Raw genomic sequence first — 20960 nt, forward strand, 5'->3', positions numbered from 1 at the left:
TGGGCCATACTACCCAGCGATCGCCGGCCCTGGGCGGTTTCGTACTGCTTGGGACGCCGGGAAGGGTCAGAATCCGCCTTACGCGGGATAATTCAATATTATCCCGTATAACTATTTTCGCCGACGAGCGGTCGTCTACCTGCTTTAATAGTATGTAATTACATGGTATGTAATACATTACGAAATAAAGTGAGGTGGCACGATGGCGCGCGCAGGACTCTATAAGAGTGACGTCCAGAAGGCGCGCGACGCGCTGCTGGCCCAACGCAAGAAGCCGTCAGTCGACGCGGTGCGAGTGGCCTTGGGCAACACGGGCTCCAAGACCACGATCCACCGCTACTTGCGTGAACTGGAAGGAGAGGAAGGCGGCGGTCCGGCGAGGACGGTAGCCGTTAGTGATGCTTTGCAGGACTTGGTTGCGCGCTTGGCCTCGCGGCTCCAGGAGGAAGCAGAGGCCATCCTCACCCAGGAGCGTGAGCGCCATCAGGCTGAGCTCCACAGTCGGCAACAGGCGCTTTCCGGTGCCCAAGAGGAGGCTGCCGCCTTGAGCAGTCGGCTGCAGCGCACCGAAGCAAGCCTGCACCAAGAGCAAGCTGCTCACGCCCTCCTTCAACAGAATCTAGGTGACAGGATCGCGGAAATCGCCCAGTTGAACGAGCGCATCGCTGGCATGACGGTGCGGCTGGCTGATCATGAGGCGCATACGCGTTCTCTGGAGGACAAGCATGCCCATGCCCGGGAAGCGCTTGAGCACTACCGCACTTCAACCAAAGAGCAGCGTGAGCAAGAGCTTCGCCGTCACGAGCATCAGGTCCAAGAGCTGCAAGTAGCCTTACGTCAGGCCAATGAAGCCTTGGGCGCGAAGAATCAGGAGCTGTTGGTGCTGAACCGCGACAATGGTCAATGGCTGGAGCGCCACGGGCGGATTGAGCGTGAGCTTGCCCAGCTACGACAGGCCCACGAAGGCCAACACAGCGAGGTCGTGGCGTTGCGCCAGACCGCGACGGACTATTTGGCACTGCAGGAGCGCTGGAAGACTGACGCCAAGACCTTGGATACCATGCGCAACGAGCTAGCTCAAGTTCAAGACACCCTTGCGCGGGAGCGTGAGCGCCGCGAGAGCGCTGAAGCCGATGCGTTGCGTGCCAATGCACGTCTTGAAGCGCTAGAGCCTCTACTGAATCAACTGACGCCAGCACAAAATGCGGTGAAGAAAACTCGGCGCGGCCATGCGCAAGATGGGGGAGCCGACTGACGAGGCTGCTCGTTTGTCTGCTAGCGGCTGGGGTGGCGCTCACCTGTCCAGTACGCCCATTCCATAGGGACGACCCAATCTACAAACAGTTTGGCTACTGAGGACTCCGGTGCCAAATGATAGGGCTTGAACATGCCTTGCTCGGGCGAACTGGTCATCAGGTAGCGCAGGCGCTTCTGGACCTCCTGAAAGATGGCTTCCCGCACATGGGCGCTGTCGTGCACGCCAAGACGCATCGCCACCGAGGCACCTTGGCGTACCGCCGCCCAGCAGCAGTAACGCCACCGCGCGATCGGCAAGCCCCGCGGTCCGGATTGAAAGACGAACCCCACATCACGTGCCCAGCCTGGGTCGAAGTGATGTTTGAGCAATTGCTGCTCCAGAAACTGCTCGGTCTCCCAGAGTGCAAGTTCATCCCACAGCTCCAGTTTCGCGTCCGCCAAGTCTACATCGTGTGCCATATCGCCGAGTTGGTCTTCCAGCACCGGGAGCAGGTGCCTGCGCTCGTGGGTAGACCAGGCGAAAGCCCATTGCAGATCTTCGATGGGCGTGACCTCGGCATCGGGGCGGATCTGCCATCGATCCGCTGGCCAGGGAACTTGGATCAAGGCCAAGTCTCGCAGCGTGTCCAGCACCAGCAAGGTGGAGCGGCGTGTGGGCGCCACCGGTAGGCGTCGTAGCTGCGCGGCTAACAGTGCGGCTAGGAAAAGGGTGCCACGAAGGCCCAACTCCTCGATGCTGGCGACCCCAGATGGCGTCATTGACGAGGTTCCGGGCATGCGGTTTCCGGGGATGAGGGAGCGGCGTGGCTCCTGGGGGGGGGGGGGCGGCGCTACCGGTGTCGCCGGTTGCCTCAAAGCTAAGAATATCTTAGTATGCAAGGCTGGGTACATCCGCCATCCTTATGGGGTCTCCATGGGGTGCGCGCGTGACTTTGTCCGTCGACTCAACACCGACCTTCGCTCGACGCCTCAAACAAGCCCGCCTGCACACGGGTTTGTCGCAGAAGGAGTTGGGCATCCGGGCCGGTCTGGATCCTCACGTGGCCAGCCCCCGAATCAACCAGTACGAGCGTGGCAAGCACGAGCCCATGCTGGAGATTGCTGAGCGGTTGGCCCAAGCGTTGGGGATCCCCGCCGCCTTCCTTTACACCGACGATGATCTGCTGGCCAAGTTGCTCCTGCGCTGGGGCTCGCTAAGCAAGCAGCAGAAGCGCGAGTTGGTGAAGCTGATCGAGGCCACGCCCGAGAAGTAAACCGAACAAGCGCTCGCCCTATGGGCAACTCTTCGCCTCAACCCGCCCTTTGGGCGCTTCTGGAGGGAGCTGCAGTGTCCGCGGCTAGTGCGACTGACAAGTCGCGACATCTCAGGCTTACTTGAGATTTTGTTCACGACCGATACACACGCGCCTTGTCTAAAGTGATATACCATGTCGCCCGTGTCAGCCTCCTCACTTCTACTGCGACTGTTCCTGATCGCCATGCTCGTGCTTAACGGCGCGTGGTCGGCGTTTGCGTCCGTCAGTATGAACCCGGTCATGGAAGAGCAGGCCAGCGAAGTGGCTGCCGCGGTGCAAGTCGACGAAGACTGCTTCGCCCATCACAGTGCTGAGCATCATCCCGATGCCACATCGATTGAAAAGGCTGGCACTGGGCATGGCGACCATGCCGGTCCCGACTGTTGCAAGTCTTCTGCGTGCCGGTGCGCCTGCGTACACGCTTGCGCGAGCGCACTTCCTGCGCGCCTGCATGTTTCGGTGCAACTGGCCTTGGGCCTGGATGTCATGCCGCTGCCCCTAGGGCATGCGGCACCTGCCTTGCCTCATCTGATCCGACCACCGATCGGCTAAGCGTCCCTAGGCGCCGCAATGGCGCCGTTGGTGTGGCTTGCATGCCTGTTTAGGCCAGCCGCCCGCTCTGTACCACCGCCCGCCGGTGGCAACACGACGCTTGGAGCATTTTCATGTCGCATGATGATTTTCGTGGTCCACGCGGTGGACCGCTGCTGCCTTCGCGGCGGCGATTTGTCCAAGGCTTGGCCTTGGGAGGCGCAGTCGCAGGATTAGGTTTCTGGCCCAAAGCCAGTTGGGCGCTCAAGGGGCCGGGACAACCCAACGTACTATCGGGCACTGAGTTTGACCTGACCATTGGCGAGACGCCGATGAACTTCACCGGCAAGACCCGCACCGCGATCACGGTCAACGGGTCCGTTCCGGCGCCGTTGCTGCGGTGGCGGGAAGGCACCACGGTCAACTTGCGCGTCTCTAATGCATTGCCCGCTAACTCCATCCATGGCGCGGACACCTCCATCCATTGGCACGGCATCATTTTGCCGGCCAACATGGACGGCGTGCCGGGTCTGAGCTTTGACGGTATCGGACGTGGTGAGACCTACCACTACCGGTTCACCCTGCATCAGGGCGGAACCTACTGGTACCACAGCCACTCAGGGTTCCAGGAACAAGCCGGGCTCTATGGCCCGATCGTCATCGACCCATTGGAGCCGGAGCCCTTCAGTTTCGATCGCGACTACGTCGTGATGCTGAGCGATTGGACAGACCTGGACCCGACGGCCCTGTTCGATCGTTTGAAGAAGATGCCGGGCCATGACAATTACTACAAGCGCACGGTCGGCGATTTTGCGCGCGATGTGAAGCGCAACGGCCTGTCGGCCACGTTGGAAGATCGCAAGATGTGGGGCGTGATGCGGATGACGCCCACGGACCTGTCCGACGTCAACGCCAACACCTACACCTACCTGATGAACGGCACGACCTCACTGGGCAACTGGACCGGTTTGTTCCGCAGTGGCGAGAAGGTGCGCCTGCGTTTCATCAATGGCTCTGCCATGACGTACTTCGATGTGCGTATTCCGGGGCTGAAGATGACCGTGGTGGCGGCAGATGGCTTGTATGTCCATCCGGTTTCCGTCGACGAGTTCCGCATCGCGGTAGCAGAAACCTTCGATGTGATCGTGGAGCCCTCCGGGCAGGACGCATTCACCATCTTTGCCCAAGACTCCGGTCGCACCGGCTACATCAGCGGCACGCTCGCTGTGCGCGAAGGATTACGCGCGCCCGTTCCGTCTGTGGATCCCCGGCCGCTGCTGACGATGGCAGACATGGGCATGGATCATGGGTCGATGGATATGTCTGGCGGCAGCAAGGGCATGGAAGGCGGCTGTGGTGCGGCCATGGGCATGCCTGGCATGACCCCACCTGTCAGCGGTAACGCGACCTCGGCCCATGCAGGCCATGCGATGCCCGCCGCCGGCGATGGTGCCATGGCAGGCATGCAGCACGGGGGCATGCAATCACACCCTGCTAGCGAGACCAACAATCCCCTGTTGGACAACCAAGCCATGAGCGTGAGTTCGCGCTTGGATGATCCGGGCAATGGCCTGCGCGATAACGGCCGTCATGTGCTGACGTATTCCATGCTCAAGAGCACCTTTGAAGACCCTGACGGACGCGACCCCGGTCGCGAGATCGAGCTGCATCTGACCGGACACATGGAGAAATTCTCCTGGGGCTTCAACGGTCAGAAGTTTTCCGATGTCGAGCCGCTGCGGCTGAACTACGGCGAGCGTATGCGCATCGTATTGGTTAACGACACGATGATGACCCATCCCATCCATTTGCACGGCATGTGGAGTGACGTGGAGGACGACAACGGCAACTTCATGGTGCGCAAGCACACGGTGGATATGCCGCCAGGTAGCCGACGCACGTATCGCGTGCGTGCCGATGCGTTGGGCAGCTGGGCGTTCCATTGCCACCTGCTTTATCACATGGAAGCCGGAATGATGCGCACGGTGAGGGTCGACGAATGAACATCAATAGACGCGATACCACCCTGACTGCGCTGACGGCTATCTCGCTGGCCCTGGCCAATGCGGCCAGCGCCCAATCTATGCAGCACGGCTCCATGCAGATGGAGCAGGGCGCGCAGACCCAGACTCAGGATCACTCTGCACATCAGGCACCGACATCAAAACCTGCGCCAGCCCAAAAGCCTGCAACACCGGCCAAGACGAGCGAAGCGACGATCGATCATGCGGCGATGGGCCACGCCGAGCCGCAGGCTAACGCAGCCGAGCCTGCCATGCAGGGCATGGACCATTCGCAGATGGGGCACGGCTCGCCCGCGAGCACACCTGCGGCGCCCACAGCGCAGGCGCAGTCGATGCAGGGCATGGATCACAGTCAGATGGCACAGCCCGCTGCAGCCGACACCTCCGGCACGGCCACGCCTGCGATGCAGGGGATGGACCATTCGCAGATGGGCCATGATTCGCCCGCGCCCGCTACACCAGAAGCGGGAATGCAATCGATGGAGGGCATGGACCACAGTCAGATGGGACACGGGCCTGCAGCGCCAACGCAGCCGCGCACCCCGATTCCCGCGGTGACGGACGCGGATCGCAAGGCGGCCATCGCGCCGGAACACGCGCATCCGGTGCATGACAACTCGATCAAGAGCTACGTGCTGCTCAATCGCCTGGAAACCTGGGATGCCGATCCGGGCACCGGGCTGGGCTGGGAGGGCCAGGGCTGGATCGGTACGGACCTCAATCGCGTCTGGCTCCGCAGTGAAGGCGAACGCACGGATGGTCAGACCGAGTCGGCTGATCTGGAAGTGCTTTACGGCCGCAGTATCTCCACGTGGTGGGATGTGGTGGCCGGTGTGCGTCATGACTTCAAGCCTGGGGCATCGCAGAACTTCGCCGCTATCGGTGTACAGGGCTTGGCGCCGATGAAGTTCGAAGTGTCCGCCACAGCCTATCTCGGCGAAGGGGGCCAGACTGCCGCCAATGTCGAGGCCGAGTACGAATTGCTGCTAACCAACCGGCTGATCTTGCAGCCGCTGGTGGAAGTCACCGCCTATGGCAAGAACGATCCATTGCGCGGGATAGGTTCGGGTCTGAGTGCCGCTGAGGCGGGGCTACGACTTCGCTATGAGTTCACCCGAAAGTTCGCTCCCTACATCGGCGTGGTGTACGAGCGCGCGTTTGGCAATACCGCAGACATGCGACGCGAGCATGGCGAGTCCTTTGAAGACACGCGCTTGGTCATCGGCCTTCGTACCTGGTTCTAAGGGGAACTGACAATGAAATCCAACAAAAAGATGTGGGTATGGCTCGGTGCCGGCGTGGCATTGGTTGCGGTGGTCGCAACCGCCACGCTCTCTCTGGGCGTGTACAACGTGGCCGCCGACGATCCGCATAGTCGCCCGGTGTATGCGCTACTTGAAACGGCGCGCGAGCGTTCCATTGAGGTGCGCGCCGCCAAGCTTCAGCTACCCACGAACCTTGATGATCCTGAGCGTATCCGCCAGGGTGCGGGCAACTACAACGCCATGTGCGTGACCTGCCATCTTTCACCAGACGCGGCGGCCACCGAGATGAGCAAGGGCCTGTACCCCGCGCCACCGAACCTAAGCAAACAGCCGGTCGCTCCAGCTGAGGCGTTCTGGGTGATCAAGCACGGCATCAAGGCCAGCGGCATGCCCGCTTGGGGCGGCAGCATGGACGATGAGTTCATATGGAACATGTCGGCCTTCCTGCAGAAGTTGCCCACGCTGGACGCGACTGCGTACAAGGAACTTGTCGACAGCAGCGAGGGCCATTCGCATGGCGGCGGCGAGACGCAAGGCCACCATGACGACGAAAAGGCCGAGGATCACCCTGCCTTATTCGAGCCGGGCAACAACTCCATGCCGCATGCGCACCCGCCGGGCGTGGACGACGATCACCACGGCCCGACACCCAGCGACACGGAAGTCGGGTTGGTGAGCCACGGCCATCCCGACGGCAAGGTGGAGTCGCACCCTGCACCACACACGCCCGTGGCCGATGACGGCCATGCGCACCCCCATTGATCTTCTTGGAGCCCACGCAATGAACGCAACAGCAATCTCGTTCACCCTCGCACTGGCACTGGCCGTCGTGTCCCCCGCAATGGCGCAGGCGACACAGCCGCACGCACATCACCCCGCTGCCGCGGCATCTGCGGACGTCGACGTCCCAGTCACTGCAGAGGCCGCGGTCGCCGTAGCGGAGCGTTTCAACAGGGCCCTGTCTAGCGGCGATCTGGCCACGGTCGAAGCCCTGCTCGCTGCCGACGTTCTCATCCTCGAGTCCGGGGGCGCCGAACGCAGCCGCGAGGAATACATGGGCCATCACGCAGTCAGCGATGCGGCGTTCCTCAAGGGCGCCCATCGCCAGCTGCTCCGTCAGCGCGCACGAGCCGCTGGCGAGTTCGCGTGGGTCGGAACCGAAAGCGAGTTGCATGCCCAGAAGGACGGCCAGCCACTGACCGTCCAGAGCGACGAGACGATGGTGCTGAAGGAGACCGCGGACGGCTGGCGGATCGTCCACATCCACTGGTCCTCGCGGACCAAGCGCTGAGTCGAGAGATTGAAATGACTACGCTCACATTGCACCGTCTGACTTTTGTGGTCCTTGCCGTGGCTGGTCTGGGTGCTTGCACCCAGGATGCTTCATCCGCGCAACCCACAACCTCGCCCTCCGCACAGGTTGTCGTCCAATCAGCCGACGCGACTCCAGCAGCCCTGCCACGCATGACCGTCCACAAGACCCCGACCTGCGGGTGCTGCGGTGTCTGGATCGACCACGTGCAGAAGGCGGGATTCACCGTGGATGTGCACGACATGGATGACCTGGGTCTGGTCAAGGAGCGGTTGGGTGTCCCCTATGCAAAGGGCTCCTGCCACACGGCCGAGATCGGCGGATACGTCATCGAAGGCCACGTTCCGGCCGCGGACATCAAGCGTCTCCTCGAAGAAAAGCCGAACGCACGCGGCCTGGTCCTCCCAGGGATGCCGCTTGGTTCTCCGGGCATGGAGGTCCCGGAGGGACGCCAGCAGCCGTTCACGGTCGAGCTGATACATCGCGACGGAACCACTGAACCGTTCGCACAGCACTGATCCGTCGCAGCAACAGGGGACGGTGTTGCGGGCGCGCCGATTCTCGCCCGCGAGGAAGAAGGAGAACTACATGACTCACCATTCCGCAGCACACCGGCCCCAGGCCATGAACGAGTGCATCGACAACTGCACGCAATGCCATGCGATCTGCCTGGAGACCATCAACTACTGCCTGACCAAAGGAGGTGTTCACGCGGCCCCGGAGCACATCGCCCTGTTGGCGACGTGTGCCGATACCTGCGCAACCAGTGCCGACGCGATGCTGCGCGGTGCCAGCGTTCACGACGTGGTTTGCGGTGCCTGCGCGGAGATCTGCCGCCAGTGCGCCGATGCATGCGACGCCATGAACGACCCTGAGATGACGCGCTGCGCCGAAGTTTGTCGCCGCTGCGCGGAAAGCTGCAGCGCCATGGCAGCGTAATGCGTCGAGGATCCCGCCTGAGCCGGTGGGATCCTCGTCTCGCGAAAGCGGAAGTATCAAGAAAATCCGACAAATCGTGGTTTCAGTGACAGTCCGACATCTAACGCTTGTCGCATCGAACACAGCGCGGCCCCTCCCGAACGGGCTTTGCATCACATTCCAATGAGGATTTATCCATATGAAGTCGTCCAACGTCATTCGCTCCTTCGCGCTCGTCCTCGCAATCGCGGCCGGGCAGTTTTCGCTGCAGGTCGCGCACGCCCACGCCGCGCTGCAGCAGTCCACACCGGCGGCAAATGCGGTGGTGGCCTCGCCAGGCCAGATCGATCTCGTGTTCAACGAGACATTGATTCCGCGGGCGTCGCGTCTCAAGTTGCTCATGAAGCACGGCAGTTCCACCATGCCGATCGAGAATTTCACGACCGAGATCGTCAACAACGGCAAGACCCTGCGTGCCAAGTTGCCTGGACCGCTGGCTCCGGGCGTCTATACCGTGGAATACCGCGCCGTCGGTGGTGACAACCACCCCATGCCGGGCAGCTTCAGCTTCACGGTGCGCTGAGGAGTCGCGAATGTTCGACCTGTCGGCTTATGCACTGAGATTCTTGGAATACCTTGTCATCATGGTTCTTTTCGGGGTTCCACTCTTCGGTTGGTACGGGTCGCGTCGATCGGCACTCGCCGACGCCTTGGCCGGGTGGTCACTCATGGGCGTTCTATTGGCGGGTGCCGTAGCCGGTCTCGTGCTCACCGGGCTCGATGTCGTCTTCAAGACCGCGGGCATCATGGGAATGCCGCTTGCCGAGGTTGATCGCGCATCGCTTGGCTGGTATCTGCTCGAGACGTCCGCGGGCCGGGCAGCCATGGCGAGAGGCGCGCTGCTGGTCGCCCTGATGTTCGTGCTCGGATGGCATCGTCGCCGCGGGAAGGTGGAGACCGCCTTCCCGCTGGGGGCGATGCTGGCGGGCGGCGCACTCGCTTCGCTGGCATGGAACGGCCACGCCGCCGCTGGCGAGGGCTTGGCAGGCGCGGTCCGGCTTGCTGCAGGCATCGTCCATCTTCTCGCGGCAGGCGGCTGGATCGCAGCGGTCCTGATGTTCCTCGCCATGCTGCTGCGCGGCAAAGAGACGAACGGCAGCGGGCGTCTGCGATCAACGCATGACTTTCTGCATGGTTTTTCGACGCTGGGAACGATCTTCGTTGGTGCGCTCATCGTGTCCGGCATCGCGCACTACGGGGATCTCACCGCGTGGTCGTTTTCGGCCCTGTTCCAGAGCACCTACGGGAAGTTGCTGCTTTTCAAACTGGCCCTGTTCGCTGGAATGCTGGGTTTGGGAGCGCTGCACCGATGGACGCTGGTGCCGCGCTTGGAACGAGCGCTGACCAGCGGAGATCCCGCGCAGGAGGTGCGGGCTTTGCGGCAGAGTGTTACGGCTGAGGCCGCGCTGGCCATCTTGATCCTGATTGTTGTTTCAGTGCTCGGGACGCTCAGCCCCGAATAGCTGTGTAACCCGCAATGGCACACTGCCTTGGCAGTCCATCCCCACTAAAGCGAGCATCGGCATGAACTCACCGTCGTCCCATGACCATCACCATTCTGCAGGCGCAGCCCCTGTCGAGGCTGCGGATGGACGGGTCATCACCAATCCCGTCCGCTATACGGACGATGCTCCCCAGCAAGTTGAAGTGACCGCCCCAGCAGCGGTGGCCCAACCCAGCGGTACCCACGCCACGGTCTACACCTGCCCGATGCATCCGCAGATTCGTCAGCCAGGTCCCGGCACCTGTCCGATCTGCGGCATGGCGCTGGAGCCGGAGATGCCCTCGCTGGAGGAGGACGACAATCCAGAGTTACGCGATTTCACCCGAAGGTTCTGGTGGACGTTGCCTTTGACGTTGATCGTCCTGGTCTTGGCCATGCTGGGACACCGTCTGCCCGGCTTGTCCACGCAGGCGCGCACCTGGATTGAGCTCGTGCTGAGCGCCCCGGTGGTGCTCTGGGCGGGGTGGCCTTTCTTTGAGCGCTGCCTACAGTCCATCGGCAATCGCAGCCCCAACATGTGGACGCTGATCGGCATCGGCGTGGCCGCCGCGTTTGGCTACAGCGTGGTGGCCACCGTGGCACCGGACCTGTTTCCGGACTCTTTCCGCGAGCATGGACGGGTAGGGGTCTACTTCGAGGCGGCAGCGGTCATCGTCTCGCTCACCCTGCTCGGACAGCTGCTGGAACTGCGGGCGCGTTCCAAAACCTCGGCGGCCATCAAGTCCCTGCTGGGATTGGCGCCCAAGACGGCTCGCCGCGTCAAACCCGATGGGGGCGAAGAGGACGTTGCGCTGGATCACGTGCACGTGGGTGATCTGCTTCGCGTACGACCGGGCGAGAAGGTGCCGGTCGATGGGGAAGTCATCGAAGGCCGCGCCAGTGTCGATGAGTCGATGCTGACCGGTGAACCCATTCCGGTGGAGAAGGCTGTCGGTGATCACGTTATAGGCGCCACGCTCAACGGGACGGGCGCCTTAGTCATCCGGGCGGACAAAGTCGGATCCGGGACGGTACTGGCGCAGATTGTGCAGTTGGTAGCCCAAGCCCAGCGCTCCCGCGCGCCGATGCAGCGTATGGCGGACAAGGTGGCGTACTGGTTTGTCCTGGCCGTGCTGGCCACGGCGGTGCTCACGTTCTTCGGATGGGGTCTGTTTGGACCCGAACCGTCCTGGACCTTTGCCGTCCTCAATGCCGTATCGGTTCTGATCATTGCTTGCCCGTGTGCCTTGGGTTTGGCTACCCCCATGTCGATCATGGTCGCCACTGGCCGCGCTGCGCAGGTCGGGGTCCTGTTCCGCGATGCTCAGGCGATCGAGCAGCTACGTCTGATCGACACGTTGATCGTGGACAAGACCGGTACGTTGACCGAGGGGCGTCCAGCCTTTCGCGACACGCTCTCCAACGCCGGCTTCGACGCCGATCAGATCCTTTGTTTGGCCGGCAGCTTGGAGCAGGGCAGTGAGCACCCCTTGGCCGAGGCCATCGTGGCTGAAGCCCAGCGACGTGGCTTGAACCTGGTGGCCGCCCAAGATTTTGATTCGCTCACCGGCCAAGGCGTCCGCGGGCGCGTGTCCGATCAGGATGTCGTGCTCGGCAACCAAAGCCTGATGGCGTCGGTTGGCGCCGATGTAGCACCTTTGCAAAGCAGCGCCGAGCGTCTTCGGAAAGAAGGCGCTAGCGTGATGTTCCTGGCGGTCAATGGTCGGTTGGCCGGCGCCATTGCGGTGGCTGATCCCATCAAAGCCACGACCTTGCCTGCCTTGAACCTGCTACGTGCCGATGGCCTGCACGTGGTGATGGCCTCCGGTGACGCACAGGCGACGGCCGAGGCCGTGGGGCGCACGCTGGGCATCGAGGATGTGCGTGGTGGCGTCAAGCCGCAGGACAAGGCCGACCTGGTCCAGCAACTCAAAGCCCAGGGTCGTCGCGTGGCCATGGCTGGCGATGGCATCAACGATGCGCCGGCCCTGGCGGCAGCCGATGTGGGCATCGCGATGGGGACGGGCACGGATGTGGCCATGTCCAGCGCCCAGCTCACCCTGGTCAAGGGTGATTTGAGGCGCATCGTGCAAGCCCGTGCCATCTCGTCTTTGACGGTGGCCAATATGAAGCAGAACCTGGGCTTCGCCTTCGTCTACAACGCCATCGGCGTGCCTATCGCCGCCGGCTTGCTGTATCCCAGCTTCGGCCTTTTGCTCAGTCCGATGATGGCGGCCCTGGCCATGAGCCTGAGCTCGGTTTCGGTGGTCACCAATGCCCTGCGTTTGTCCGGCTCCACCGTTGTTGCCACCCCCCACCCTGACCGCGCCGATGAGCCTGCGCGCGGCCATTCCTGTCACTGATGGCTCATATCCCACAAGGAGTACTGCAATGAAGCGTTATGCCTCCCTCTCGATGATGGCCTTGTTCCTGATGGCGGGCGCGGCCTTCGCCGGCGGCCAGACCACCACGCCCACCACCGACCACGGTCAGCACAAGCCGGCGGCGGCCGATGCCGATTTCACCAAGCTCGATGCCAACAAGGACGGCTCGCTGTCCAAGGAAGAACTGGCCAAGCACAAGCTGGCGCCGCACTTTGGCATGCTCGATAGCAACAAAGATGGCAAGCTGAGCCCGCAGGAATTCGCTGCCGGCAAGGGTATGTAAGTGTTCTCAGCCCGGGAGCTGTTCCAACAGTTCGCGGGTTCTTCCGCCGTTCTGCCATTCCCACGGAGATTGTTATGTCCTCTTCGCACGGTACGCACGAAAACGCGCAAGACCCGCAGTCCCAGCACGCAAAACCGCACGCCTCACACCAACCTGCCCACCAGGCACAACAAGGGCATCAAGGCCATTACGGCCGCCTGTTGTTGATGATGGGCCTGTCTTTCGTGGCCATGTACGCATTGATGTACGCAATGGTCGATCAGTGGGCTAACGTCTATAACAACGTGAACCAGTTCTACATGGCGGGCCTGATGGCCGCTCCCATGCTGCTGATCGAGCTGTGGCTAATGTCCAGCATGTACCCCGATCGCCGACGCAATCTGATTCTGGCTGGTCTGACGGTGGCGTTCATGCTGTTCTGCTGGTGGGGCATTCGCACTCAAGCAGCGGTCACTGACAAACAGTTCATCCGTTCGATGATTCCCCACCACGCTGGCGCCATCCTGATGTGTGAGGAGAATCGTCTGAAGGATCCTGAGTTGGTGAAGCTCTGCCAGGACATTATTACCTCGCAGACACAGGAGATCGCGCAAATGAAGCAGTTGCTGGCTGAGCGTTCCCATTAGCTCACTGCCTTTTGCCAGCCGATATCACTTCACTGAGCCTGCGCACTGACCATTCGGTGGATCAAACGCGCGGCCACACGTGCGGTGGCTTGATCCGGATCCAGGGGCGGACACAGTTCCGCCACGTCGACCACACGTACCTTGCCCGAGGCCATGACCAGATCCAGCAGGGCTTCCAGGACCTCCAGACTCACCCCGCGTGGGTTGGGGGCGCTCACGCCCGGGGCCACCACCATTGAGTACGCCGGCAAGATCACCAGCGGCTTGGGTAGCTACACCCAGTGGCGTGGCTTGGGCTCACTGCGTATGGGCAAGAACCGTTGGACCGGCGTCTATTCGGCGCAGTACATCGGCAGCGCGGACGACATCATCGCCGTGCCCGACACGATCGGCTCGCATGTGTCCAGCGTGGTGTACCACAGCCTGCAACTGAGCTACGGCATCAAGAAGAAGTGGGATATCTCCGCCGGCGTTGAAAAAGTGCTCGATAAGAAGGCGCCGTTCGTGAAGAACAACCCCAACACCGACACCGACACCATGACGTACGACTTGCTGGGTCGTCGCTGGAATGTCCGCTTTGGTTACCACTGGTAAGCCACGATCACGAGGAGCTACACATCATGAGAAACACGCAACTATCCGCCACACTACTGCTGTTCGCTGTGGCCGGCAGTGCCGGTGCGCACGACCTGTTTGTCGCTTTCTCCAAGCCTGGCACCGCAGCGGGCGAGGCGAACACAGCGTTGGTGAACAATGGCACCTTCGATGAAAGTGCAGGTGCAGTCACCCGAGCGCGTCTACAGGACGTTTCGCTGAGTCAGGGCGGCGCTAAGGCTGCACCGGACTTGGCCAGTTGGAAAGAGGTCGGCAAGCAGAGCCAGCTCACCGTGCATCCGGCGGGCGAGGGCACCTATCTGCTGGGGGTCTCGACGATGGCCTCCACCAGCACGCGTACGGCCAGCGAGTTCGGCAAGTACCTGGAGTTGGAAGACTTGCCCGATACCCTGGCCACCTATGATGCGAGCAAGTTTCCCAAAGGGGTCACCTATAGCTATACCAAGCATGCTCGTACCATTGGACAGGTGGGCACAAAACTGACCGACGATTTCGCTGCCTCGCTGGGCTATCCGCTGGAGATCCGCTTGGCCCGCAATCCTGGAAGCGTGAAGGTCGGCGAACAGCTGTCGTTCCAGGTGCTGCAGCAGGGCACGCCAGTGCCCAACCTACGCGTGTACGTCGGTCATCGTGCTGACGCACCGGTCAAGGGTGGGCACGGTAGCGCTACGCTCCTGCGCACCGATGCCCAAGGCCAAGCCAGTTTCCAGGTGACCACCGCCAAGACCTGGTACATCCACACCAATCACATTGTGCCCTCTACACAAAAGGGTTTGGATTTTGTGTCGGATCGGGCGTCGCTGAGCTTTGAGATTTCCCCGCACGCCGGGCACTGATAAGTAAGCATGTAGGCGGTACTCTCCCCTTTGACGCCAGTCATGACTTCTTCCATGACTGGCGTCTTTTTGTGGGGACTTACCTCAAGTGCTCAGTCTGTCTCTCATTGGTCGCCCCGCGCCGCGCGCAATCCACGTCGCCGCACTAGATAGAACGCTGCGGGAATCACCACCATAGAGAGCACCGGTGCGGTGAGCATGCCACCCAGCATCGGCGCGGCGATACGTTGCATGACCTCCGAGCCGGCACCGGCACCGACGAAAAGCGGAAACAACCCGGCCAGGATGACGGCTACCGTCATCGCCTTCGGGCGCACCCGTTGCACGGCGCCTTCGTAGATAGCCTCTTGCAGGGTAGACACATCTTCCGGCGCACCGCTGGCCAAGCGCTGCTCCCAGGCATGACGCAGGTACAGCAGCATGATGACGCCGAACTCAGCCGCAACGCCGCCCAGGGCGATGAATCCGATCATGCTGGCCACCGAAATCGCATGGCCCAGCCCCCAGATCAACCAGAAACCGCCCACCAACGCCAAGGGCAAGCTGAGCAGGATGATGGATACATCGCTAAGCCGGCGAAACACCATCCAGATGACCAGGAAGATGATCGCCAACGCCGCGGGCACCACCCATTGCAGGCGTGCCAAAGCCCGTTGCAGATACTCGTACTGCCCCGACCACGCCAGACCATAGCCGGCAGGCAAACTCACCTGGGTCTGCACCGCGGCTTGCAGGTCCTGGACCACCGATCCCAAGTCGCGATCGGCCACATCCACGTAGATGTAGCCCACCAACCGGCCGTTATCGCTCTTGAGCATCGGCGGGCCTGGGCTGATTGACAGCTCCGCCACCTGGCTCAAGGTCAGTTGCACACCGCCTGGCGCGATCAGCGGCAGATCCTGCAAGGCCTGCAACGAGTCACGCTGGCCACGGGGGTAGCGCAAGACGATGGGATAGCGTTCGCGCCCCTCGATCGTTTCCCCGATTGGATCACCGCCAACGACCGTGGCAATCAGTTGCTGGAGTTGGCCTTGAGTGAATCCGTAACGTGCAGCGATTTCCGGGCGCACCTGTACATCGACATAGCGCCCACCCGTGACGCGTTCGGCCAGTGCCGAACTCACGCCGGGCACAGTCTTGGCCACCTGCTCGATCTGCTGGCTCAGGCGCTCGATCTGCTCCACATCGGGTCCGGAGACCTTGATCCCAATCGGGCTCTTGATGCCGGTGGCCAACATATCGATGCGATTGCGAATGGGCGGGACCCATAGGTTGGTCAGACCGGGAATCTTGACCGCTGCGTCCAACTCCTGGCGTAGCTTCTGGGGGGTCATGCCCGGGCGCCATTGATCCCGCGGCTTGAAGGTCACGGTGGTCTCAAACATTTCGATCGGTGCCGGATCGGTCGCACTTTCGGCACGGCCCGCCTTGCCGAACACGTGCTCAACCTCCGGTACGGTCTTGATCATCCGGCCCGAGAGCTGGAGCAACTGACGGGCCTTGTCGGCGGACAGGCCGGGCAGGGCCGTGGGCATGTACAACAGGCTGCCTTCTTCCAAGGGCGGCATGAACTCACTGCCCAACCGGCTAAAGGGGATCAAGGTGAGCACTAGCAGCAGGCCGCTGAGCAGCAAGGTGACACCGGGATGTTTGAGGACCCACAGCAGGATGGGCCGATAGCCAGCGATCAGGATGCGATTGATGGGGTTCTGCTGTTCCGGGCGGATGCGGCCGCGGATCAGGTAGCCCATCAAGACGGGGATCAAGGTCACCGACAACCCTGCTGCGGCGGCCATCGCGTAGGTCTTGGTGTAGGCCAGAGGCGAGAACAATCGCCCTTCCTGCGCCTGCAGGGCAAAAACCGGCACGAAAGACAGGGTGATGACCAGCAAGCTGGCGAACAGGGCCGGTCCGACCTCGGCCGCCGAGCGGGCCATCAGCTGCCAGCGCTCCTCACCCTGAGGTTCCCGGCCGTGCGCCTCCCGCCAGTGCTCCAGATGCTTGTGTGCATTTTCGATCATCACCACCGCTGCATCGACCATCGCACCAATGGCGATGGCGATGCCGCCTAATGACAGCAAGTTGGCGGAGATCCCCTGGGCGTGCATCACGATGAAGGCCGCCAGGATACCCAAAGGCAGGGTGATGACGGCCACCAACGCCGAGCGTAGGTGCCACAGGAACAGCAGGCATACCAGCGCTACGACCAGAAACTCTTCGCCAAGCTTGTGGGTGAGGTTGCGTACCGCATCCTGGATCAGCTCGGAGCGGTCGTACACCGGCACCACTTCCACGCCCTCGGGCAAGCTGGATTGCAACGCCTGCAGTCGCGCTTTGACGTTCCGAATGGCCCCCAAGGCATCCTTGCCGGTCCGCAGGACGATCACGCCGCCGGCCACCTCACCTTGACCATCCAACTCTGCGATACCACGACGGAAGACCGGCCCGCGACTGATCGTGGCCACCTCGCCGAGCAGGACGGGGATGCCGTCGTTGCCGGTTACCGGCACCTGTTCGAACGCCTCCTGTGTGCGCAGGTAGCCTTCGCTGCGCACCATCAGTTCGGCTTCGCCTTGTTCGATCACCGAGCCCCCGGTAGCGCCGTTGGCCGCATCCACCGCCTCGATGAGCTCGGCCACCGTCAGTCCACGGGCCGCCAACGCCTGCGGATCGGGCTGGATCTGCCAGGCGCGCACCGCACCGCCCACACTGGCTACTTCAGCCACGTCCGGCACGGTTTTTAGCTCATAACGAAGAAACCAGTCCTGCAACGCACGCAGCTGCCCCACATCACGTTGACCTGTCCGATCCACCAAGGCGTACTGGTAGATCCAGCCCAGTCCTGTCGCATCAGGACCCAGCGCCGGATTCACATTCGGCGGAAGTCGATCGCGTACCTGGCTCAAGTACTCGAGCACTCGAGAGCGCGCCCAGTAAAGATCAGTGGCATCGTCAAACAGGATGTAGACGAATGAATCACCGAAGAAGGAGAAGCCGCGTACCGCCTTCACGCCCGGCACGGACAACATCGTGGTGGCCAACGGGTAGGTGACCTGGTCTTCGATGATGCGCGGGGTTTGCCCCGCCCATTGCGTGCGGATGATGACCTGGGTATCGGACAGGTCCGGCAGCGCATCCAGCGGCGTGTTCTTTACCGACCAGATACCGACCACCGCCAGCAGCGCGGCGGCAACCAGCACCAGCACGCGATTGGCGATGCAAGCATGGATCAGGCGCGCGATCATGGTGTGCCCTCCATCGCTTCGGACATGACCTCGCTTGCCTGGCAATCAGCGGCTGCGGCGGGGCCGAACTTGGGTACCAACTGCATATCCATGAACGGTGACTTGCCCGGCTTGTCGAAATGCTTCTCCGGCACCATCGGGTCATACCAGTACTGCACCGGGCAGCGCGGCGGCGTAGAGGTGGAGGTGTCTGGCGCGACAGGCGCCGGCTGTCTGGACGGTGACGGCACGACAGTGCGTGGTTCGTGCCCGGCGTCATGGCGCTCGTGCACACCTGATGCGCTGGCAGGGCGTGTCGGTTGTGCAGCACCCAGGCGCTCCAACGCACCGGAGAGACTGGCTTCGGAGTCGAGCAAGAACTGACCCGAGACGACCACGCGTTCACCACCGGCCAAGCCTGCCACGATCTGCGTGCGCCCTTGCACGCTACGTCCCACACTCACCCGCACTGGCCGGAAGCTCCCGTCCGGATCCTGCACGATGACCCGGCTGTCCCGCCCGGTGGCGATCAGCGCCTCCGTGGGAACGACTGGCAGGGCCTGCTCGGCGTCGGGCTGCACCAGAACCTCGGCGAACATGCCCGGCACCAGCCGACGCTGCGGGTTGCGCAGCACAATTCGCGCCCGCTGCGTGCGACTAGCCATGTCGACCTGGGGAAGCAACGCCTGGATCTGTCCGGCAAAGCGCTCTGCCGGCCAGGCACTGACCGTGGCCTGCACTGAGGTCCCCGGCCGCAAGGTGCCCAGCGCTGCCTGGGGTACCGAGGCCTCCAGCCACAACGTGTCCAGCCCATTGATCTTGAACAGTGGCGTACCGGGCATCACCGTCTGTCCCTCGCGTGCCAGGATCTCGGTCACGACACCACTGTGGTCTGCGCTAAGCACGACGCCACTTCTGGCCGAGGCGCCAGAAGGAACACCCAACGAACGCAACCGTTGTTGCGCCGCACCCTGCAGCTCACGCGCGCCCGCGGACTGAGCTTGGCTCAGGGCATGTGCTTCGGCGATGGCCGCGTTCCATGCCGGGGCCTGCACGGTGGCCAGCGTTTGACCACGACGAACCTCGGTAAACGGCGCCTTTACCTGCACGTGGGTGATCAAGCCTTCCATGCGCGCACTGATCACGCTTTCCTGGGTCAGATCCCACGTCAGTGTGCCCGGCACGCGTACGGCAGTCCCTAGTAACTCTACCGTCACTTCCTGAGTGCGTATGCCCACGTTCTGCTGCAGGCGCGGATCGATCTGCGTTCCGCCCCCTATGGCCTCATCTGCGTATTTGGGCAGCAACTCCATATCCATGAACGGAGATTTGCCCGGCTTGTCGAATCGCTGCTCCGGCGCCATGGGGTCGTACCAGTACAGCACCTTGCGTGCTTGATCTGCGACGCTCGTGCCGGGGGGCGGGGTGGTATCAGAGGTTCGAGTCATCCAGGCGTAGCCGCCGGCAAAGCCGAGCGCCAGCAACCCGAGGGCCACGGCGAGCTGTGTGAGACGCGTCTTGGTCGGGCTCATGGCGTGTTCTCCTCATGGGGTAGCAGATAGGCCAGTGCCGCCCAGGCACGGCCCTGTTCGCCCAGCAGACGGGCGTTCTCCAGGTGCAATTCGATCTCATCGCGCCGCGCTTCCAGCCACGGCTGCAGGTCGGCACCGGCGCCGTAGGCGGCCAACGCCGTGCGTGCACGATCGCGCGCCAAAGGCAGGCTCTGCGTGTTCTGGCGCTCCAACTGGCCGGTTAACCCGCGCCATCGCGCTATCGCGCGTTGCACCGACTCGGCTTGGATGCGCCGGGCCTCATCGCGCTCTGCGGACACCGCCTCCAGCTCGGCCCGCCGTGCCGCGATGCCTCGTGCTTGGCGGTTCTTCTGGAACAGCGGCAGGCCCACACCCACTTCCACCATGAGCATGTCGCTGCGCGCCATGCCGTCGGGTGCGCGCTCGCGACGTCCGTAGGTGAGCTCCACACTCCAATCCGGGCGGGTTTCGGCCACGGCCGCATCCACCTGGGCCTGGGCTAAGCTCTCGCGTGCCTCCCAGCCCAGTAGTGGCGTGTGTTGGTCCAGTTTGGCCAGCAGTTGGGTGGGCTCCAATGGCAACTGCGAAAAATCCGGTGCCGCACCACTGGCCAAGATCGCCTCTGGTGCAATACTCAACCACCGCGCCAGGCCGCCCTGCGCGGCGGCGTGCTCCGCATGTACCTGCTCCAGGCGATTGTCCAACTGCAGTAGGGCGGCCTGGGCGGCAAGCACATCACTGGCCCCGGCCGTGCCGCCTGCCAAGCGAGCACGCGCCGCACGCTCGGCTATACGGGCCGGCTCGCGCAGACCTTCCAACGCATCTACGGCTTGCTGCGTACTCCACAGCTCGATCCAGGCCAGCGCGGCCGCTTGGGCCACCATCTGCTGTTCGGCCATCGACAGTGAGCGCGCTTGCGCCAGCGTCGCTTGCGCCAACGCGTGCTCGGCACGTCGTTTCGCACGCGCAGGAAACTCCTGCATCAGACCGATTTGCTGGGTGGTCATCTCATCGGCCCGCAAGCTGAAGGCATCGGGTCCGCTGACGGGCCAGTTCGCCAGCCCCACGATCAAACGTGGGTCGGGAAGCGCGCCAGCACGCGCGGCTTCTTCGGTACTGGCATCGATCTGCGATCGGCGCACCTGCAGGGTTGGGGCGTTAGCAAGCGCCCGTTGTAGGGCTTCTGTGTAGCTGATCGGGATAGCGGGCGATGCCGCCAGCACAGGACCACTGAGCGCCAGGGCAAACACGAACCCACACGCCATCTTGCGCCTTGCACGCAAGAAGAAAGACATCTCCATAAGACCTCCGGGAA

21 protein-coding genes are annotated in these 20960 nt (G+C 62.7%); 16 read left to right on the top strand and 5 right to left on the bottom strand.

Annotation, left to right across the window (positions count from 1 at the left end; translation table 11 throughout):
* Positions 1 to 202 precede the first annotated feature (202 nt).
* Positions 203 to 1255: a DNA-binding protein gene (locus ACZK0Z_RS11610; RefSeq protein WP_021201903.1), complete on the top strand. Its 1053-nt coding sequence runs from the start codon at positions 203 to 205 to the stop codon at positions 1253 to 1255.
* A gap of 20 nt (positions 1256 to 1275) precedes the next feature.
* On the opposite strand, the gene ACZK0Z_RS11615 is transcribed toward ACZK0Z_RS11610, so the two are convergent.
* Positions 1276 to 2034: a hypothetical protein gene (locus ACZK0Z_RS11615; protein ID WP_223224790.1), complete on the bottom strand. Its 759-nt coding sequence runs from the start codon at positions 2032 to 2034 to the stop codon at positions 1276 to 1278.
* A 125-nt stretch (positions 2035 to 2159) separates the two neighbouring features.
* On the opposite strand from ACZK0Z_RS11615, the gene ACZK0Z_RS11620 reads away from it, so the two are divergent.
* The 13 genes from ACZK0Z_RS11620 to ACZK0Z_RS11680 all read left to right on the top strand — a co-directional run bounded on the left by ACZK0Z_RS11620 (position 2160) and on the right by ACZK0Z_RS11680 (position 13438).
* On the top strand, positions 2160 to 2510 hold the full coding sequence (locus tag ACZK0Z_RS11620; RefSeq protein ID WP_043033515.1) for a helix-turn-helix domain-containing protein: 351 nt from the start codon (positions 2160 to 2162) through the stop codon (positions 2508 to 2510).
* Between the two features lie 174 nt (positions 2511 to 2684).
* Entirely contained in the window at positions 2685 to 3104 is a 420-nt protein-coding gene (gene copL, locus ACZK0Z_RS11625; RefSeq protein ID WP_012480218.1) for a transcriptional regulator CopL, read from the top strand.
* A gap of 113 nt (positions 3105 to 3217) precedes the next feature.
* A complete protein-coding gene (locus tag ACZK0Z_RS11630) occupies positions 3218 to 5086 on the top strand; it encodes a copper resistance system multicopper oxidase (RefSeq protein ID WP_012480217.1) in 1869 nt (622 codons plus the stop codon).
* On the top strand, positions 5083 to 6351 hold the full coding sequence (locus ACZK0Z_RS11635) for a copper-binding protein CopB (protein ID WP_005413421.1): 1269 nt from the start codon (positions 5083 to 5085) through the stop codon (positions 6349 to 6351). Before ACZK0Z_RS11630 ends, ACZK0Z_RS11635 begins: the two co-directional genes overlap by 4 nt.
* A gap of 12 nt (positions 6352 to 6363) precedes the next feature.
* Positions 6364 to 7134, top strand: a complete 771-nt coding sequence (locus ACZK0Z_RS11640) for a c-type cytochrome (RefSeq protein ID WP_005413420.1) — start codon at positions 6364 to 6366, stop codon at positions 7132 to 7134.
* Complete coding sequence (locus ACZK0Z_RS11645) at positions 7118 to 7663, top strand: nuclear transport factor 2 family protein (RefSeq protein ID WP_223224792.1); 546 nt, start codon at positions 7118 to 7120, stop codon at positions 7661 to 7663. Before ACZK0Z_RS11640 ends, ACZK0Z_RS11645 begins: the two co-directional genes overlap by 17 nt.
* A 14-nt stretch (positions 7664 to 7677) precedes the next feature.
* Positions 7678 to 8202 carry a DUF411 domain-containing protein gene (locus ACZK0Z_RS11650; protein WP_012480214.1) on the top strand — a complete coding sequence of 175 codons (525 nt, stop codon included), beginning with the start codon at positions 7678 to 7680 and terminating at the stop codon, positions 8200 to 8202.
* Between the two features lie 70 nt (positions 8203 to 8272).
* Complete coding sequence (locus ACZK0Z_RS11655; RefSeq protein ID WP_012480213.1) at positions 8273 to 8623, top strand: four-helix bundle copper-binding protein; 351 nt, start codon at positions 8273 to 8275, stop codon at positions 8621 to 8623.
* A 178-nt stretch (positions 8624 to 8801) separates the two neighbouring features.
* Positions 8802 to 9185, top strand: coding sequence for a copper homeostasis periplasmic binding protein CopC (copC, locus tag ACZK0Z_RS11660; RefSeq protein ID WP_005413416.1), 384 nt, complete (start codon positions 8802 to 8804; stop codon positions 9183 to 9185).
* Between the two features lie 10 nt (positions 9186 to 9195).
* Positions 9196 to 10125: a copper homeostasis membrane protein CopD gene (gene copD / locus ACZK0Z_RS11665; RefSeq protein WP_017354978.1), complete on the top strand. Its 930-nt coding sequence runs from the start codon at positions 9196 to 9198 to the stop codon at positions 10123 to 10125.
* A gap of 247 nt (positions 10126 to 10372) precedes the next feature.
* The gene (locus ACZK0Z_RS11670) at positions 10373 to 12508 is read left to right on the top strand and encodes a copper-transporting P-type ATPase (RefSeq protein WP_024957401.1); all 2136 of its coding nucleotides are present in this window, start codon (positions 10373 to 10375) and stop codon (positions 12506 to 12508) included.
* A 28-nt stretch (positions 12509 to 12536) separates the two neighbouring features.
* A complete protein-coding gene (locus ACZK0Z_RS11675) occupies positions 12537 to 12812 on the top strand; it encodes a hypothetical protein (RefSeq protein ID WP_005413412.1) in 276 nt (91 codons plus the stop codon).
* A 74-nt stretch (positions 12813 to 12886) separates the two neighbouring features.
* The gene (locus ACZK0Z_RS11680; protein ID WP_031269107.1) at positions 12887 to 13438 is read left to right on the top strand and encodes a DUF305 domain-containing protein; all 552 of its coding nucleotides are present in this window, start codon (positions 12887 to 12889) and stop codon (positions 13436 to 13438) included.
* Positions 13439 to 13467: 29 nt separating this feature from the next.
* Here ACZK0Z_RS11680 and ACZK0Z_RS11685 read toward each other — a convergent pair whose 3' ends face one another.
* Positions 13468 to 13674 (bottom strand): arginase family protein, encoded by a 207-nt coding sequence (locus ACZK0Z_RS11685; RefSeq protein ID WP_005413410.1) that lies wholly within the window; start codon positions 13672 to 13674, stop codon positions 13468 to 13470.
* On the opposite strand from ACZK0Z_RS11685, the gene ACZK0Z_RS11690 reads away from it, so the two are divergent.
* Both ACZK0Z_RS11690 and ACZK0Z_RS11695 read left to right on the top strand, forming a co-directional pair.
* On the top strand, positions 13592 to 14032 hold the full coding sequence (locus tag ACZK0Z_RS11690; protein WP_229298439.1) for a TonB-dependent receptor: 441 nt from the start codon (positions 13592 to 13594) through the stop codon (positions 14030 to 14032). The two genes, ACZK0Z_RS11685 and ACZK0Z_RS11690, sit on opposite strands and share 83 nt — an antisense overlap.
* Positions 14033 to 14058: 26 nt before the next feature.
* Complete coding sequence (locus ACZK0Z_RS11695) at positions 14059 to 14889, top strand: DUF4198 domain-containing protein (RefSeq protein WP_005413408.1); 831 nt, start codon at positions 14059 to 14061, stop codon at positions 14887 to 14889.
* Between the two features lie 104 nt (positions 14890 to 14993).
* On the opposite strand, the gene ACZK0Z_RS11700 is transcribed toward ACZK0Z_RS11695, so the two are convergent.
* Genes ACZK0Z_RS11700 through ACZK0Z_RS11710 form a run of 3 tightly spaced genes read right to left on the bottom strand, consistent with a single transcriptional unit; the run spans position 14994 to position 20946 of the window.
* Complete coding sequence (locus ACZK0Z_RS11700) at positions 14994 to 18134, bottom strand: efflux RND transporter permease subunit (protein WP_005413407.1); 3141 nt, start codon at positions 18132 to 18134, stop codon at positions 14994 to 14996.
* Positions 18131 to 19645 (bottom strand): efflux RND transporter periplasmic adaptor subunit, encoded by a 1515-nt coding sequence (locus tag ACZK0Z_RS11705; protein ID WP_005413406.1) that lies wholly within the window; start codon positions 19643 to 19645, stop codon positions 18131 to 18133. Before ACZK0Z_RS11705 ends, ACZK0Z_RS11700 begins: the two co-directional genes overlap by 4 nt.
* The gene (locus ACZK0Z_RS11710; protein WP_197631970.1) at positions 19642 to 20946 is read right to left on the bottom strand and encodes a TolC family protein; all 1305 of its coding nucleotides are present in this window, start codon (positions 20944 to 20946) and stop codon (positions 19642 to 19644) included. Before ACZK0Z_RS11710 ends, ACZK0Z_RS11705 begins: the two co-directional genes overlap by 4 nt.
* Positions 20947 to 20960: the final 14 nt, after the last annotated feature.

It is taken from the genome of Stenotrophomonas sp. 116085_Sma (genome assembly GCF_056479585.1).

Excerpts from the sequence above, each read along its gene's own strand:
- ACZK0Z_RS11610 (WP_021201903.1), top strand. The coding sequence starts at position 203 with ATGGCGCGCGCAGGACTCTATAAGAGTGACGTCCAGAAGGCGCGCGAC.
- ACZK0Z_RS11615 (WP_223224790.1), bottom strand. The coding sequence starts at position 2,034 with ATGCCCGGAACCTCGTCAATGACGCCATCTGGGGTCGCCAGCATCGAG.
- ACZK0Z_RS11620 (WP_043033515.1), top strand. The coding sequence starts at position 2,160 with ATGGGGTCTCCATGGGGTGCGCGCGTGACTTTGTCCGTCGACTCAACA.
- copL (WP_012480218.1), top strand. The coding sequence starts at position 2,685 with ATGTCGCCCGTGTCAGCCTCCTCACTTCTACTGCGACTGTTCCTGATC.
- ACZK0Z_RS11630 (WP_012480217.1), top strand. The coding sequence starts at position 3,218 with ATGTCGCATGATGATTTTCGTGGTCCACGCGGTGGACCGCTGCTGCCT.
- ACZK0Z_RS11635 (WP_005413421.1), top strand. The coding sequence starts at position 5,083 with ATGAACATCAATAGACGCGATACCACCCTGACTGCGCTGACGGCTATC.
- ACZK0Z_RS11640 (WP_005413420.1), top strand. The coding sequence starts at position 6,364 with ATGAAATCCAACAAAAAGATGTGGGTATGGCTCGGTGCCGGCGTGGCA.
- ACZK0Z_RS11645 (WP_223224792.1), top strand. The coding sequence starts at position 7,118 with ATGCGCACCCCCATTGATCTTCTTGGAGCCCACGCAATGAACGCAACA.
- ACZK0Z_RS11650 (WP_012480214.1), top strand. The coding sequence starts at position 7,678 with ATGACTACGCTCACATTGCACCGTCTGACTTTTGTGGTCCTTGCCGTG.
- ACZK0Z_RS11655 (WP_012480213.1), top strand. The coding sequence starts at position 8,273 with ATGACTCACCATTCCGCAGCACACCGGCCCCAGGCCATGAACGAGTGC.
- copC (WP_005413416.1), top strand. The coding sequence starts at position 8,802 with ATGAAGTCGTCCAACGTCATTCGCTCCTTCGCGCTCGTCCTCGCAATC.
- copD (WP_017354978.1), top strand. The coding sequence starts at position 9,196 with ATGTTCGACCTGTCGGCTTATGCACTGAGATTCTTGGAATACCTTGTC.
- ACZK0Z_RS11670 (WP_024957401.1), top strand. The coding sequence starts at position 10,373 with ATGCATCCGCAGATTCGTCAGCCAGGTCCCGGCACCTGTCCGATCTGC.
- ACZK0Z_RS11675 (WP_005413412.1), top strand. The coding sequence starts at position 12,537 with ATGAAGCGTTATGCCTCCCTCTCGATGATGGCCTTGTTCCTGATGGCG.
- ACZK0Z_RS11680 (WP_031269107.1), top strand. The coding sequence starts at position 12,887 with ATGTCCTCTTCGCACGGTACGCACGAAAACGCGCAAGACCCGCAGTCC.
- ACZK0Z_RS11690 (WP_229298439.1), top strand. The coding sequence starts at position 13,592 with ATGACCAGATCCAGCAGGGCTTCCAGGACCTCCAGACTCACCCCGCGT.
- ACZK0Z_RS11685 (WP_005413410.1), bottom strand. The coding sequence starts at position 13,674 with ATGGTGGTGGCCCCGGGCGTGAGCGCCCCCAACCCACGCGGGGTGAGT.
- ACZK0Z_RS11695 (WP_005413408.1), top strand. The coding sequence starts at position 14,059 with ATGAGAAACACGCAACTATCCGCCACACTACTGCTGTTCGCTGTGGCC.
- ACZK0Z_RS11700 (WP_005413407.1), bottom strand. The coding sequence starts at position 18,134 with ATGATCGCGCGCCTGATCCATGCTTGCATCGCCAATCGCGTGCTGGTG.
- ACZK0Z_RS11705 (WP_005413406.1), bottom strand. The coding sequence starts at position 19,645 with ATGAGCCCGACCAAGACGCGTCTCACACAGCTCGCCGTGGCCCTCGGG.
- ACZK0Z_RS11710 (WP_197631970.1), bottom strand. The coding sequence starts at position 20,946 with ATGGAGATGTCTTTCTTCTTGCGTGCAAGGCGCAAGATGGCGTGTGGG.